A 14,326-nucleotide genomic window follows, 5' to 3' on the forward strand; every position below is an offset into this window, starting at 1 on the left:
TTAGTTTAGTTTACCAGAATCTTGACAATTTTGATTTAAATTATATTTTTTCCCTTCTTGTTCTATATAAAAATCTACTACCCACTTATCATCCTCTTGTTTTGTAGGATCGATTTTTATTACCATTTCTGCAGATTTATTTTTATCAAGATGCTCTTTATACAGCATTCGAATCTCGTTTTTATCAAAATCTACAGGAATTTCATCCTTACCCATAGGTTTAAGATATTTTGCCCAATATTCTTTATCTTTAGTAAAAGCAATTCTAGACACAAACCGTCGTTCTTTTTTGCCTTTAGCAACTGACCAGTAAATTTGAAAAGCGTAAGGAATGGCTCTATATTTCGTATCTATTGGCTTATCATAAGGATCTTCCTTTTCTCCATTACACATTTTAATGTACATTGAAGTAAGCTTAGAACCTTCCGGCAAGATTACTCGTGGTTTCCATAAATATTTTTCTCTATACTCCTCATAAACTTCTGATTGGGGATAACCGTATTGTTTGATTTGTTCCCGAACGTCTTCAGATATAACAAAATTGTTTTCTAATCTATGTTGACTATAACCTTTTCGAAACATATACATTTCGCTTTCGATAATAAGTTTAGGATCTATTACCGTTTCATGAGCCTGAAATCGCGCCACTTCCACCTGACTACCAGCCCCCGCTACCCATACTATAACCATTCCTTTTGGTCCGAGACCAATATTTATATAATCATAAGACTCCTTTACATTTTCTAAACCTGGTTTAGCAGGAAATCCTTCATCAAAAAGCTTTTTTATTTTTTCTGTAGGGAGTTTCCAATCGCCTTTATAGAATTTATTGTCTACATATGATAACCATGTCATATCAAGTCTGTCTGGCACTGGTGCTTTTATATAATCGATACTACCCAATCCTCCCCAGCCAGAATTGCTAAATCCGCCCATTTGGCTAAAAAAATAGCCTCCTGCTGCTCCTGTATAAACTTCTACAGGATACTCTCTTGGTGCACAAATATTTGCTGCCCACTCATATTTTTTTTCTATATATGAACTCATTGTTATTGTTACTACAGTTATCACTATTATTATGATGAAACATAATAAGATGTTGTATTTCTTGATACTATTTTTTCTCACCGTTTATTATTATTTTTTTACCACAAATCAAATTCAAATCGTCTTTTGTAGCTTCATAATTCAATTTATTGGCATTTTTTTCAAGTTTTCTGCCAACAGTTAATTGATAAGAATCACTCACTTTTATTTGAATAATCTTCGCTTGTTTTGCAATTGCCATAAAAATTAAATTAAAAAAGATTAGATTTTTCTGTGCTATTAATACGCACTTGCTTTCCGCTTTGTATGGTCATGTCTTCTTCATGACTATAAAGACTTGCTTTCGAGGCTATTTCATTTGAACTGTCTGAAGTACGACTAAAATCTTTATCAACCAATTCAGTCCTATTATCTGATCTTTCCATAATATTCCCATTTGCATTTACATAAATATCATTTTGAGCTTCTTGAGAGATATTATAACCTGCATCAACCTCAATATCCTCTTTAGCATCAATTTTTATATTTCTCCCAGCTTTCATAACAATATCTTCCCCTGCTTCCAATTCAATATTTTTAGGAGCTTTAAACCTAATGTTTCCATCTCCATGAATTACTGCTATAGTTTCTCCTTTTTGGCTTTCAATTGTAATATCTCCAGTAGCATCATCATTTATAATTCTGTTTCCGCTTCGGCTATGCATTATTGCCTTTATATCATTATTCGGCGTACTATAACCGCTTTTTTCCTTTCTGCTGGTCATAGTTCCCAGTACAATCGGCAGTTCGGCATTATTGCCCTGAAAGTCTACAAAAACGGTATCGCCAATTTCAGGTATGATATGAGAGCCTCTGGCATCACCTCCGTATTTTTGAATTAAAGGAATATAAGGTGTGCTTTCACCTTTGGCTGCCTGCCACGGCATCTGTACCTGTATACCGCTAAGTCCTTCAGGATCTGCATTGGCGGTTACAATGGCGGTCTGGCTTTTGCAGTGAGGCACTAAATCTGGATCTGTTTCGGGAGAAAATACAGAACCGTTAAAATTTACAGCTGTAAAGTGGTTTTCGTAACCACCTCCATCATCGCAAATATGTGTAATCTGTGTAACGCGGTAAGAACTCTCCAACTGCATGTCGACACCTATTACTCTTACCTCGTTTCCTATAGTAATGCCTGGAACTTCGCTTGAAGCTTTTATTTCTACTAAACCGCTTAAAACAGAGCGCATTTTATTTTTGGCATATTCTTCTGAAGATCGCCTTCCGGATCCGCCCACAGGAGTCTGGTTTAACTGTATAATGGTTTCTTTATTAAAAACTTCGTTAGACCTGTTTAAAAAGTTTTGATGAAAACCATCGGCTTCTTTTCTATATTTTAAAGTTTCATCGGTTTTATACTGGCCGTCATTGTTATCGTTTTCTATTACTTTAAACAGTGCAGGGAGAAGTTTTATAGTATAATCAAAATCCTGCATGTTTATTCCATACATTAATTTTGGCGTTGCACCCACACCGCCCGGACTTCCAAAAATGGCTGTTCTTCCGTTATAATAGAACCAATGCCCATTTCTTTTTGCCAAACGATTTAGAAAAGCAAAATTGCTTTCGTTATACTGCACAGTGTAAGGCAGGTTGTCTAAATAAAATGGTCTTACATCGATATCAATGTCACAGTCTGATTTTACTTTTTTTACAATATCATTCAAAGACATGTTGGTGAACGAATTGCATTCGGGTCCGTTTTCTAAAAGTATTGTAGTACTCTTTCCTTTTATTACGATGGTTTCTTCTACGTCTTTAATACGGGATTTTTGCAGTTTAACTTCGGTTACTATGCCGTAAAACTGCATGATGTAATCTTTAGAATCTACTCCAATAATAAGATCTTCCAGACCCTCTATAGGTTTTATTTCTATGCTTATTTTTTCTCCGTATAACTTTTGGGAAAAAGGCATAACACTTTTAAATTCTTCTACTAATAAATCTTGTCTTACTTCGAATGAAAAAGTGTGGTGGTCGTGAATGGTCTGAAAAACTTCTAATTTGTTGAAATTAGCAATTCTTATTTCGCCAATTTTAATATTCGTATTTGTTTGCAATGCCATACTAGTTGTTTTTTAAAAGAGCTATGAGTTTTTCCAATTGTTTTCAAAAATTGTATTCCCAATTTTTACTTCGTTTGATGAAATCAAAATCTCAGTAACCATAGGAACTGATCCTTCACTTCTAAAACTTTTATGAAACGATATGCAGAAGGCCTTTTTAAAGGTTACATTTTTCATGGTGCTCATAGCGTCTCTGCGATAAAAAATGACTTTTCCGTCTTTTACACTGGTCTGAGATACCATCCAGTCTGAAAACAGATCCGTTTGTGTGGTTTCTATTACAAGTTTTATCTGTCCGCCTTTTGTCTTGTTGGCCGGTTTTCCGTTGTTATCGACATTCTGGGTAAAATGAACATCAAATTCTAAAACATTAAACACTTCATTGTCTAATTCTAATTTTGCTAAAAAACTCATATCTAAAAGGTTATTGATTATTTTACAGGCTTTTGTAGATTTTATAACCTTAATCAATAAATGAGAAGTGGTATTTAAGTAAATAAAATATTACATAATTGTATTGTAAATATAGTAAGACAGTTCATATAAGTAAGAAAAATATTAAATTTTAACAATCGGAAGAAATTTAAAAAGCATAAAAAACCCCGAAAACTAAATAATAGCTTCCGAGGTTTATGGTCACTTTTTTCAGAACAGTGAAATGCAAATATAAGATAATTTTCTTACAAAAAAAAGCCTTTCAGGATTTTACTCCCAAAAGGCTTTCTTTCTACAAATTAATTGGCAATATTATTTCCATCCGCCGCCCAAGTCTCTATAGACATGAACTGCAGCATTCAACTGTTCTTTTTTAGTATCAATTAATTCTAATTTCGCTTCTAATGCGTCTCTCTGCGTCATCAAAACCTCAAAATAATCTACTCGAGCCGATTTAAACAAATCGTTTGAAACATCAATCGAAGTATTTAAAGCATCAACTTGTTTAGATTTAAGATCATAACCCTTTTGAAGATTATCGATCTTAGACATTTGGTTTGAAACTTCTAGATACGCATTTAAAACCGTACGATCGTAATTGTACAATGCCTGAATCTGTCTTGCATTGGCACTTGCAAACTCTGCTTTGATCGCATTTCTGTTAATCAAAGGCGCTACAAGATCTCCGGCCAAAGAATACAATAACGATTCTGGCATAGTAAACAAATAAGAAGGTTTGAAAGCCTGTACTCCTATCGCTGCCGTAATATCCAAAGATGGATAAAACTCGGCGCGAGCCACTTTTACATCTAATTTTGCTGCTACCAATTCCAATTCTGCTTGTTTAACATCTGGACGATTTTGTAACAATTGAGATGGAATTCCAGAACTTACAGAAGCAGGCAATAAACTTAAGAAATTAGTGCTGCTTGTTCTTTTTACTTCCTGAGGATATCTACCCAACAAAAAGTTGATTTTATTCTCGGTTTCTTTAATCTGCTGCAAAATGTCAAACTCCATACTTTGTGAAGTTAAAACCTCAGCTTCAAATTTCTTAACTCCCAATTCTGTTGCTCTTGCCGCTTGTTTTTGAACTTTTACAATTTCTAAAGCGTTAGTCTGCAATTTGATGGTTTGTTTTACAATATCCAACTGATTGTCTAAAGCCAGTAATTCATAATACGAATCAGCAACTTCGGCGATGAGGTTTGTAATTACAAAGTTTTTACCTTCTACTGTAGCCAAATATCTGTTTAAAGCTGCTTTTTTAGAATTACGCAGTTTTTTCCAGATATCTACTTCCCAGTTTGCATAAGCCGAAATCGTAAAATCTCCTAACGGATCTGGAGTTTCTACACCTGGTTTAATCTCTGTAGTAGCATCACCCGCACCTTGACTGGTATATCTACCCACTTTTTCTACTCCAGCTCCTGCACGCAAACCTGCAGTTGGCAATAAAAGTCCTTTTTTTACGCGAATATCATTTTTTGCAATTTCAATTTCCTGCAAAGTGATATTTAATTCCTGATTGTTTTTAAGAGCAGTATCTATTAAATCAACTAGATTCTGATCTTTAAAATAATCTTTCCAGTTTAATGCTGCCGTATTGCTGTTTGCATCCTGAGTCTGAACTGTTGAGCCAAACGATTCTGGAACTGGTGTACTGGTAGTCACTGCTGCCTCAGGTGCAGGGGTTTTACACCCTGCAACTGCTAGACATACAGCCAAAGCAATACTATATTGATATGATTTAACTTTATACATGATTGTTGTCAATTTCTTCTGTTAATGGGTTTTCTTCTTCATGTTTTACCAATTTGTGTTTCTCAGCAATTTTAGCAAATATGAAATACAAGCCCGGAATTACAAATACACCGCAAATGGTTCCGATAAGCATACCTCCTGCCGCTGCAGTACCAATGGTTCTGTTTCCAATTTTACCAGGACCAGTTGCAAAGGCAAGCGGTAATAAACCTGCGATAAAAGCAAACGAAGTCATCAAAATTGGACGGAACCTTGCTTTTGCTCCTTCCATTGCAGCATCTAAAACTGACTTACCGGCTGCATGTCTTTGGATCGCAAACTCTACAATCAACACGGCATTCTTACCTAATAATCCGATAAGCATTACCATGGCAACCTGTGCATAAATATTGTTTTCTAATCCTGTTAATTTCAATAAAAGGAAAGCTCCAAAAATACCTGCTGGCAAAGAAAGAATTACTGACAATGGCAAAATAAAACTTTCATACTGTGCAGCTAATACCAAGTAAACGAATCCTAAACAGATTAAGAATACCCAAATTGCCTGATTACCCTGAGCCACCTCATCGGCAGAAATACCTGCCCAGTCAATATCATATCCTCTAGGTAATTTTTCAGCAGCGATTTTCTGAATTACTTTAATCGCTGTACCAGAACTATAACCCGCAGCTGGCGAACCACTGATTTGTGTTGAGGTATACATATTATGACGTGTGATTTCTGAAAGTCCGTACACTTTTTCTAATTTCATAAAAGCAGAAAAAGGCACCATTTCATCACGATCATTTTTTACGTATAATTTTAAGATATCATCTGGCTGTGCACGATATTCTGGCGAAGCCTGAACAATAACTTTATAGTTGATACCGAATTTAATAAAACTGATCTCATAGTTACTTCCCACAAGAGTTGACAAAGTATTCATGGCATTTTCGATAGAAACCCCTTTTTGCTGTGCCAAGTCATTGTCGACTTTCATCATGTATTGAGGGAAACTAGAACTATAGAAACTAAACACGTTTGATAATTCTGGTTGTTTGTTCAATTCAGCCACAAAATCGTTGTTTACTTGCTCCATTCTCTTATAATCAACAGAACCGGTTTTATCTAACAAACGAAGCTCAAATCCTCCGGCAGCACCATAACCCGGCACGGCAGGTGGTTGAAAAAATTCGATATTTGCCCCCGCAATATCTTTACATTTTTCCTCCATTTCGTGCATGATCTCCAAAACAGATTCTTTTCTATCGCTCCAGTCTTTTAGGTTGACCAAACAAGTTCCAGAGTTAGCTCCAGTACCTTCAGACAAAATCTCATAACCTGCCAATGAAGAAACTGATTTTACTCCGTCAATATCCTCAGCAATTTTCTGAACTCGTTCTGCAATATTATTTGTTCTTTCTAAAGAAGATCCTGGTGGTGTCTGGATTACCGCGTAAAACATTCCCTGATCCTCATTTGGAATAAATCCTGACGGAACTGAACTGCTTATTAACCATGTTCCAGCACAGAAACCAAGAAGCGCTACAATGGTAACTACTCTTCTGTCAACAATTTTACCTAGTAAGTTCTGATATTTACCTTGCGCTAAATTGAATTTTTCGTTGAAAGCATCAATAAATCTATTGGCCGGTGTTTTCTTTTTAGGCACTCCATGATTGTTTTTTAACATCATCGCACAAAGTGCCGGTGTCAATGTCAAAGCCACAATACCCGAAAGGATAATCGCAGTTGCCATAGTTACAGAGAACTGTCTGTAGAATACTCCCACAGGACCAGACATAAATGCAACAGGAATAAATACCGCAGCCATCAAGAAAGTAATTGCAATAATTGCCCCAGCAATTTCGTGCATTGCTTTTTTAGTCGCTTTAAATGGCGAGAGGTGTTCCTCTTCCATCTTGGCGTGAACGGCCTCAATAACCACAATCGCATCATCGACGACGACCCCAATTGCTAATACTAAAGCGAATAACGTAATTAAGTTCAATGAAATATCAAAGAATGTCATGAATACAAAAGTTCCAACCAACGATACGGGTACCGCAATTGCCGGAATAACTGTAGAACGCCAATCTCCTAAGAAAAGGAATACTACTAAACCTACCAGAATAAAGGCTTCAACCAAAGTATGAATTACTTTTTCGATAGAAGCATCAAGGAATTTAGAAACGTCATACGAAATTTCATAATCCATTCCTTTAGGGAATCTTTGTTTGATCTTTTCCAGTTTTGCTTTTACTTCTTCAATAACCTGATTCGCGTTACTTCCAAAAGATTGTTTTAATACAATAGCTGCAGATGGTCGTCCATTCAAATTAGAATAGATATCATACATCGAGCTTCCAAATTCAACCTTAGCAACATCTTTCAATCTTAAAAGTTCTCCATTTGGATTTGCTTTTACTACAATGTTCTCGTATTGTTCTTTTGTTGTAAAACGTCCAGAATATTTCAATACATATTCAAATGCTTGAGAACGTTTACCAGAACTTTCTCCCGTTTTACCTGGAGAAGCTTCCAAACTCTGACTAGATAATGCTTCCATTACCTCATCTGCAGAAATTTTATAAGCCAACATACGGTCTGGTTTCAGCCAGATACGCATTGCATATTCACGTGTTCCTAAGATATCTCCAGAACCAATACCATTTACCCTTTTCAATTCAGAAAGAACGTTGATATCGGCATAGTTGTATAAGAACTTCATATCGGTATTTTTGTCTGTACTGTAAAGATTCACGTACATCAACATACTTGGCACCTCACGAGTAATTTTGATACCCTCACGAATTACTAAAGGAGGAAGTTTATTGGTAACCGAAGCCACACGGTTTTGAACATTAATCGCTGCTTGGTTAGGATCTGTTCCTAAGTTAAAGACCACTTTGATTGTAGCTTCACCATCATTTCCAGCGTCCGAAGCCATATATTTCATCCCAGGAACACCATTCAAGGCTCTTTCCAAAGGAATAACAACAGCCTTAACCATTAATTCACCGTTAGATCCAGGATAATCTGCGGTAACATTCACCATTGGAGGTGAAATTGTAGGGAATTGTGTAATTGGTAAATTTAAAACCGACAATACCCCTAAAAAGACAATAATCAACGATATTACTATCGACAGAACAGGTCTTTGAATAAATTTATTAAACATTTTTATATTTTTTAAATGATTAAACTTATTGAAGTTTAAAATGTTTCAAGTTTCAGGTTTCAAGTTTCAGGTTCAGTATGCAACTTGAAACCTGAAACTTGAAACTATTAAAACAAAAAACTATTCTGCTTTTAAGCGTAAATGATTGATTACTTCTTTAGGAGATTCGTAATCGAATTTAATTTTGTCGTTTTCTTTTACTTTCTGAACACCTTCAAGCAAGATCTTATCATTTTCTGTAAGGCCACTTTTGATTACATATAAATCAGGGATTTCACCAGTGATAGTGATTTCTCTAGAACTTACTTTATTGTCTTTTCCAACTACAAAAACATATTTTTTATCTTGAATTTCGTAAGTCGCTTTTTGCGGAATCACAATAGCATTTTTAAGAGGAACATTCATTTGAACTTGTCCTGTTTCTCCATTTCTAAGTAATTTTCCAGAATTAGGGAATCTTGCTCTAAAAGCAATGTTTCCGGTTTCGTTGTTGAATTCACTTTCGATTACCTCAACATTACCTTTTTCCTTAAAAATATCTCCGTTAGCCAAAACTAAATTCACTTTGTTATCTGCACGATCTTTAATATTTGTTTCATAACTAATATATTCTGGCTCAGAAACATTGAAATAAGCAAACATCTGACTGTTGTCTGAAAGACTTGTCAACAATTCTCCCTCGTCAATTAAACTTCCTAATTTTAAAGGAATACGGTCGATTGTTCCGTCAAACGGAGCTCTAATTTCTGTGAATGATAAATGAAGTTTTGCCAGCGCAACCTCAGCTTTTGCAGATTGCAATTTAGCCTGAGCGACACTTAATTCGTTTTTAGAAACGATATTTTTATCTGCCAGTAATTTTGAATTTTGCAATTCAATTTCTACAGATTTTTGTTCTGACTGTGCTTTTAATAACTCTGCCTGATACATGTTTGGCATAATTTTAAACAACAGCTGTCCTTTTTTTACAAACTGTCCTTCGTCAACATATATATTTTGTAAAAACCCCTTTTCTTGGGCGCGAAGTTCGATATTACGAACCGATTTTATTTGTGAAACGTATTCTTTTGTAAATGAAGTATCAATTCTTACTGGATTAGTAACAGTGAATTTTTCTACTTCTTCTTTTTCTTCTTTTTTAGATGTACAACTCGTTAAGCACACCAAGGCCATTAAGCCTGTGAACACAATGATTTTTTTCATGATTTAGTTTGGAAATTAAGCGATTGAAGCTTTGGAATGAAAATTCCTTTTGGATGTTAAAATGCATCAGTCAGCCTTAGCCCAGACCTTAACTTTCATATAAGCAGAAGTAGAAAAAATATACAACAGCAAGATACGCAGAGATCAAAACTCAGATAACCGATGTATACTTTAAAATCAAATTCTTAATACTCGTTGAGTAATATAGATAGGATTTGAATGCCCAAAAACAGGCGTAGAAATTTTTAAACGATTGGAATCATTCGCTGCAGACTGATCTGAAAGTGCCAGATATAAAGCGTCTACCAAACTATACGAAGCAGTAAAATATTTGTTCGTAAGTAAATCAACATCTTCACCTCCAACAAGATCTTCTTCTAAATCAATATCTGTAGCTTCTTCAATTGTTGAAGTCCCCCGATCTTGATTAGTAAACTTAACTCTATGTTTCTGTAGGTGATGGTGAGTATGAGCGCCAAAAGTATTTGCATTCAAATATTGGCCTCCGCCAAACAGAAGCATATTCATGAATACTAAAAATACTATTAACTTTCTCATTTCGGTGCGAAAGTAGTAAAAGAATTAAAACAAAAAAAGAATTTTTAACAAGGTTTAACAGTTCCATAAAACGAAAACGTTTTCATTCTCTTAATTTTTATTAATCACTTTACTTCAAAATTAAACCCCTTGTTTACAACACTAAAAATCAATAACTTAAACTTTACAATTAAGAAAGCAAAATTTCCATAATCGTAAATTCTTGTCCTGATTTTATAAAAGTTTTAAAAGTATCTATCATTCCGAACTTCTCATAAAATGATTTTTTATTGGTTCTGGCGTTGCACCATACTTTTTCTACACCTTTTTCTTTTGCAAATTCTAGAATATATTTTAAAAGATGAGACGCAATTCCTTTACCTTGATACTCTTCTAAAGTAGCTAATTTTCTAAACTGCATTTCTTTTTCTTCCATAAAACAGGAAACTATAGAAACCAATTTATCTTCTTCAAAAACTCCAAAATGAAATCCTAAATTATCTTCTTCAAGCTGTACAAACTCAAAAGGCTGGTCTGGCCACATTACTTCGTGTCTTATTTGCCAAGTATCACTTGCGTTTATTTTTTTAACGTCCATTTGAATTTATTTAAGCTTCTCAAAATTAATTCATTTTGATTTAATCGAAAAAGCAAACCAGAAATATTGATCTAATTAATTATCAAAACTTTACAGAAAAATAAATCAGACAAATCATTCAATTCTAATGTATTATGATTATTTTTATAGAACCAAAATCAAATAAATTCCGTCATGAGAAAATTCCTTTTAACAGCATTTTTATGTATTTGTGCCAATGGATTTGCACAGTTAATACAAATCGGACCACAGTTTTCTACCAATATTACATCTGTCAATGCCAAAAATTTCAGCTCCGATCATACGAATACAGGAATTGGATTTTCCGCATTTGGTCGATTAAACCTTGCACTTTTTTATGCTCAGGGCGAGTTTGGATATGGTCAAACTAATTTTAGCGTATACCAAAACGGCGTTGGAGAAACCGAATTTAAACTATCAGGAACAGATGCTTCATTAATTGCAGGACTTAAAATTATTCCGCTTGGAAAACTCGGAAATGTGAGGCTTTTTGTGGGATACAACTGGAAAAATTATTCAGACATAAGTACTAGCAATAATCTCAATTCTATCGCTATAGAAAAAAACAATCATAGCATTCTTGGAGGTGTTGGAGTGGATGTCTGGAGACTGACTTTTGATGTTAGATATCTTGCCGGACTTAGTGATATAGATGCGTCTAGCAGCGAAATTAAAACTGGAGTCACCAATCTCTCCATTGGATTTAAATTTCTATAAAACTCATAATAAAAAAGGGAATCGATCGATTCCCTTTTTCTATAATTCACTTACATTTTAACGTAATAATTTTCCTCATTATCACTTTCTATCTTTTTTATTCCCTCTTCTGTTTTAACAGCTACATTAACAACATGCAATACGTCTGAATTTTCATTAAGACTACAGTTCCAAACTGTTCCATCAGAAAGAATAATTTCTGAAAATAATGACACCGTGCTTTTTGCATCATTATAAACTAAATTCTCAGTTCTGAGAAGTTTCTTTACTTTTGTTTTTTTGTCAACTTCATAAAACAAGATTTCATTCTCTTTAATTTCGACCACTTCGTCAAAAGTAGATTGACTGGCAGTAACTGCTGTTGCCGAAGACCAAACTGGCTGATTTCCTGTTCTTTTCCAAGTTCCAATTGCTTGATTTAAAATTTCTTTTCTTAAAAGTTCGCGTAAGGTGTCTACCTTTTTAATAGCTTCTTTTCCGATTTCATTTTCAGGTTTAATCTTTGCAGCTAAAGAAAATAAATCAATAGCTTTTACAAAATCGGCTTTTTTGTAGTAAGAATTAGCCAATTCATATTTGTTTTTTTGAAATGCAGTCTTTTGATCGTTCTGAGCAAAAAACTGGAGACTGCTTAGCAAAGCAATCAGAACAAAAGTATTCTTCATTAGATTTGGTGGTATGTTTAGTATTTGGCAAACGTAATATTTTTCCCAGAAATATTTATACTGTTTTTCTGCAACTTGAATATTTTTAATTATTTTAAACAAAAAGCGCCACTTTACTACAACAAAGTGACGCTTTAATTTATTTAACTAAACTTAATTCAATTATTTAACATTTAAAACATTATTCTCTGGCGTTGCATCCATAAAAATTCCACCATCAATCTCAATTTTTTCGATTTTTTTTGCGCTTTTCAAAATTATTTTAGCTGTTTTTTGATTTTTCTCCCAAATCGCTGGCGTTTGATGCAAAGTTGTTTTTGACTTATCAGCATAAGTAATTACAACATCAAAAGGAATTGCAAAACCTCCAATATTTTCTATTGTTATCGTTTTCTTATCAGCAGAAAGACCTTTTACGGCAATATCTATATAATTGTTAGTAAAGAACCAATTATTAAAAAACCAATTTAAATTCTTTCCTGTTGCTGTATTAAATGAATTAAAATAATCCCACGGAATAGGATGTTTTCCGTTCCAAGTATCCATATAAAAATGAAGCGCTTTTTTGAACATTTCATCTCCTAACATATCTTTTAGAGCCAAATAAGATAGAGAAGCTTTACCATAAGAATTATTTCCATAACCTGCGCCAGAAACCTGTGTAGACATTGTTATAATAGGCTGATCTTCTTCTGAAGATCGATCGTTTATATAATGTTTCACTCTAAATTCTTTATAAAACTTATCGGCAGCTTCTTTACCATGTTCAGCAATTCCGATTAAATATTCAAAAGTAGTTGCCCAACCTTCGTCCATAAAGGCATAACGCGTTTCATTAATTCCCATATAAAAAGGAAAATAAGTATGCGCTACTTCGTGATCTTGTACTAACTGTGCAAAAATAGGATCTCCCATTTCAGAATCGTTACACATCATTGGATATTCCATATCGGCAAAACCTTGGAAAGCCGTCATTTTAGAAAACGGATACGGAACTCCTGGCCAATTGTTAGAAAACCAATCTAAAGCATATTGATTGTTTTTTACCGAATTTACAAAATCGGTTCCCTTTACATTATAAGCCGCCTGAACGCTTGCTCGACGATTTGTTTTCTTGTCGACTACAACACTACTAGCGTCCCATAAATAATGATCACTTAAACCAAAGCACACATCTGTTATGTTTTTAGCTTCAAATTTCCAGACATTCCAATCGTATTGTTTCGTTACGATTCCGCTTTTCATTTCCTGCTCGTTTGCAATATGCAGAATTTCATCTGTCATATATGATTTTTTTAAGCGGGAAGCAAATTCAGGTTGCAAAACCTCATCTGGATTTAATAAATCTCCAGTTGCATACACCACGTAGTTTTTTGGTGCTTTTACAGAAAAAACATAATCGTTGAAGTCATTGTAAAATTCTTGACGATCTGTATGGGCCAATCTATCCCAACCATTATAATCGTCAAAAACTGAAACGCGAGGATAACTGTACGCTACAAAAAATGTCGTTTCGTCAATCTGGCCTTCTCTACCACTTTCTTTAGACAAAGGATAATTCCATTGAATATTTATAGTGGTCTTTGAATTTGGTAAAATTGGTTTTTGCAATTTTACATTTCCAACAGTTCCCCAGTTTTTAGCGTCTTCTTTATACACTTCATTTTCTACTTTCAATGAAGTAATCGTTAATCCGTCGCTTAAAAAATCGTTGCTTACTTCACTTCCTCTTGGAGAAGAAGGCTTGTGAAGGTTGTTTACAAAACGAATAACTAAGTTTCTTAAAGTATCTTTGCTATTGTTTTCGTAAATAATGGTTTCAGTTCCGCTAACCAATCTCGTTTTCGGATCAACTGAAATTTCCATATTATATTTTCCACGGTTCTGCCAATAGTTTGCGCCTGGTTTTCCGTCTTTAGAACGTGTTCCGTTTTCATAGGCTTTTTTTATATTTCGAGGCATGTAAAGCTCTTGAGCAATAGTATCTTGGGCAAAAAGAACGAATGCTATTAATGCAAATTGCAAAAATCTCTTTTTCATAAATAATTCTTAGGTCTTTAAATTGTTTGAT

General features: G+C 34.3%; 12 protein-coding genes. 1 reads left to right on the forward strand and 11 read right to left on the reverse strand.

Annotated features, from left to right (window positions below; genetic code table 11):
• From NCC77_RS18985 to NCC77_RS19025, 9 genes are all read right to left on the reverse strand, one after another.
• Positions 1-1,047: a DUF2931 family protein gene (locus NCC77_RS18985; RefSeq protein ID WP_250837011.1), complete on the reverse strand. Its 1,047-nt coding sequence runs from the start codon at positions 1,045-1,047 to the stop codon at positions 1-3.
• Positions 1,048-1,114: 67 nt separating this feature from the next.
• Positions 1,115-1,288: a hypothetical protein gene (locus tag NCC77_RS18990; RefSeq protein ID WP_250837012.1), complete on the reverse strand. Its 174-nt coding sequence runs from the start codon at positions 1,286-1,288 to the stop codon at positions 1,115-1,117.
• A 10-nt stretch (positions 1,289-1,298) separates the two neighbouring features.
• Positions 1,299-3,155: a phage baseplate assembly protein V gene (locus NCC77_RS18995; RefSeq protein WP_250837013.1), complete on the reverse strand. Its 1,857-nt coding sequence runs from the start codon at positions 3,153-3,155 to the stop codon at positions 1,299-1,301.
• Positions 3,156-3,176: 21 nt separating this feature from the next.
• Complete coding sequence (tssD, locus tag NCC77_RS19000) at positions 3,177-3,569, reverse strand: type VI secretion system tube protein TssD (RefSeq protein ID WP_095929050.1); 393 nt, start codon at positions 3,567-3,569, stop codon at positions 3,177-3,179.
• A gap of 333 nt (positions 3,570-3,902) precedes the next feature.
• Positions 3,903-5,354: a TolC family protein gene (locus tag NCC77_RS19005; RefSeq protein WP_250837014.1), complete on the reverse strand. Its 1,452-nt coding sequence runs from the start codon at positions 5,352-5,354 to the stop codon at positions 3,903-3,905.
• Positions 5,347-8,514, reverse strand: a complete 3,168-nt coding sequence (locus NCC77_RS19010; RefSeq protein WP_250837015.1) for an efflux RND transporter permease subunit — start codon at positions 8,512-8,514, stop codon at positions 5,347-5,349. The genes NCC77_RS19005 and NCC77_RS19010 overlap by 8 nt, the downstream gene beginning before the upstream one ends.
• 120 nt (positions 8,515-8,634) lie before the next feature.
• Complete coding sequence (locus NCC77_RS19015; RefSeq protein ID WP_095929053.1) at positions 8,635-9,717, reverse strand: efflux RND transporter periplasmic adaptor subunit; 1,083 nt, start codon at positions 9,715-9,717, stop codon at positions 8,635-8,637.
• 177 nt (positions 9,718-9,894) lie between these two features.
• Positions 9,895-10,275, reverse strand: coding sequence for a hypothetical protein (locus NCC77_RS19020; RefSeq protein ID WP_250837016.1), 381 nt, complete (start codon positions 10,273-10,275; stop codon positions 9,895-9,897).
• A 169-nt stretch (positions 10,276-10,444) separates the two neighbouring features.
• Positions 10,445-10,852 carry a GNAT family N-acetyltransferase gene (locus NCC77_RS19025; protein ID WP_250837017.1) on the reverse strand — a complete coding sequence of 136 codons (408 nt, stop codon included), beginning with the start codon at positions 10,850-10,852 and terminating at the stop codon, positions 10,445-10,447.
• Between the two features lie 174 nt (positions 10,853-11,026).
• Between NCC77_RS19025 and NCC77_RS19030 the strand changes: the two genes are divergently transcribed.
• Positions 11,027-11,590, forward strand: coding sequence for a PorT family protein (locus tag NCC77_RS19030; RefSeq protein ID WP_250837018.1), 564 nt, complete (start codon positions 11,027-11,029; stop codon positions 11,588-11,590).
• Between the two features lie 50 nt (positions 11,591-11,640).
• On the opposite strand, the gene NCC77_RS19035 is transcribed toward NCC77_RS19030, so the two are convergent.
• Positions 11,641-12,255, reverse strand: a complete 615-nt coding sequence (locus tag NCC77_RS19035) for a hypothetical protein (RefSeq protein ID WP_250837019.1) — start codon at positions 12,253-12,255, stop codon at positions 11,641-11,643.
• 162 nt (positions 12,256-12,417) lie between these two features.
• Positions 12,418-14,295, reverse strand: a complete 1,878-nt coding sequence (locus NCC77_RS19040; RefSeq protein ID WP_250837020.1) for a M1 family metallopeptidase — start codon at positions 14,293-14,295, stop codon at positions 12,418-12,420.
• Positions 14,296-14,326 lie beyond the last annotated feature (31 nt).

Source organism: Flavobacterium tyrosinilyticum, from assembly GCF_023656565.1.
In the GTDB taxonomy this organism is placed as follows: Bacteria; Bacteroidota; Bacteroidia; order Flavobacteriales; family Flavobacteriaceae; genus Flavobacterium; species Flavobacterium tyrosinilyticum.

Coding starts and splice junctions, on each gene's coding strand:
- NCC77_RS19005 (WP_250837014.1), bottom strand. CDS start 5,354: ATGTATAAAGTTAAATCATATCAATATAGTATTGCTTTGGCTGTATGT.
- NCC77_RS19015 (WP_095929053.1), bottom strand. CDS start 9,717: ATGAAAAAAATCATTGTGTTCACAGGCTTAATGGCCTTGGTGTGCTTA.
- NCC77_RS19040 (WP_250837020.1), bottom strand. CDS start 14,295: ATGAAAAAGAGATTTTTGCAATTTGCATTAATAGCATTCGTTCTTTTT.
- NCC77_RS19010 (WP_250837015.1), bottom strand. CDS start 8,514: ATGTTTAATAAATTTATTCAAAGACCTGTTCTGTCGATAGTAATATCG.
- NCC77_RS18990 (WP_250837012.1), bottom strand. CDS start 1,288: ATGGCAATTGCAAAACAAGCGAAGATTATTCAAATAAAAGTGAGTGAT.
- NCC77_RS19020 (WP_250837016.1), bottom strand. CDS start 10,275: ATGAGAAAGTTAATAGTATTTTTAGTATTCATGAATATGCTTCTGTTT.
- NCC77_RS19030 (WP_250837018.1), top strand. CDS start 11,027: ATGAGAAAATTCCTTTTAACAGCATTTTTATGTATTTGTGCCAATGGA.
- NCC77_RS18995 (WP_250837013.1), bottom strand. CDS start 3,155: ATGGCATTGCAAACAAATACGAATATTAAAATTGGCGAAATAAGAATT.
- tssD (WP_095929050.1), bottom strand. CDS start 3,569: ATGAGTTTTTTAGCAAAATTAGAATTAGACAATGAAGTGTTTAATGTT.
- NCC77_RS19025 (WP_250837017.1), bottom strand. CDS start 10,852: ATGGACGTTAAAAAAATAAACGCAAGTGATACTTGGCAAATAAGACAC.
- NCC77_RS19035 (WP_250837019.1), bottom strand. CDS start 12,255: ATGAAGAATACTTTTGTTCTGATTGCTTTGCTAAGCAGTCTCCAGTTT.
- NCC77_RS18985 (WP_250837011.1), bottom strand. CDS start 1,047: ATGAGTTCATATATAGAAAAAAAATATGAGTGGGCAGCAAATATTTGT.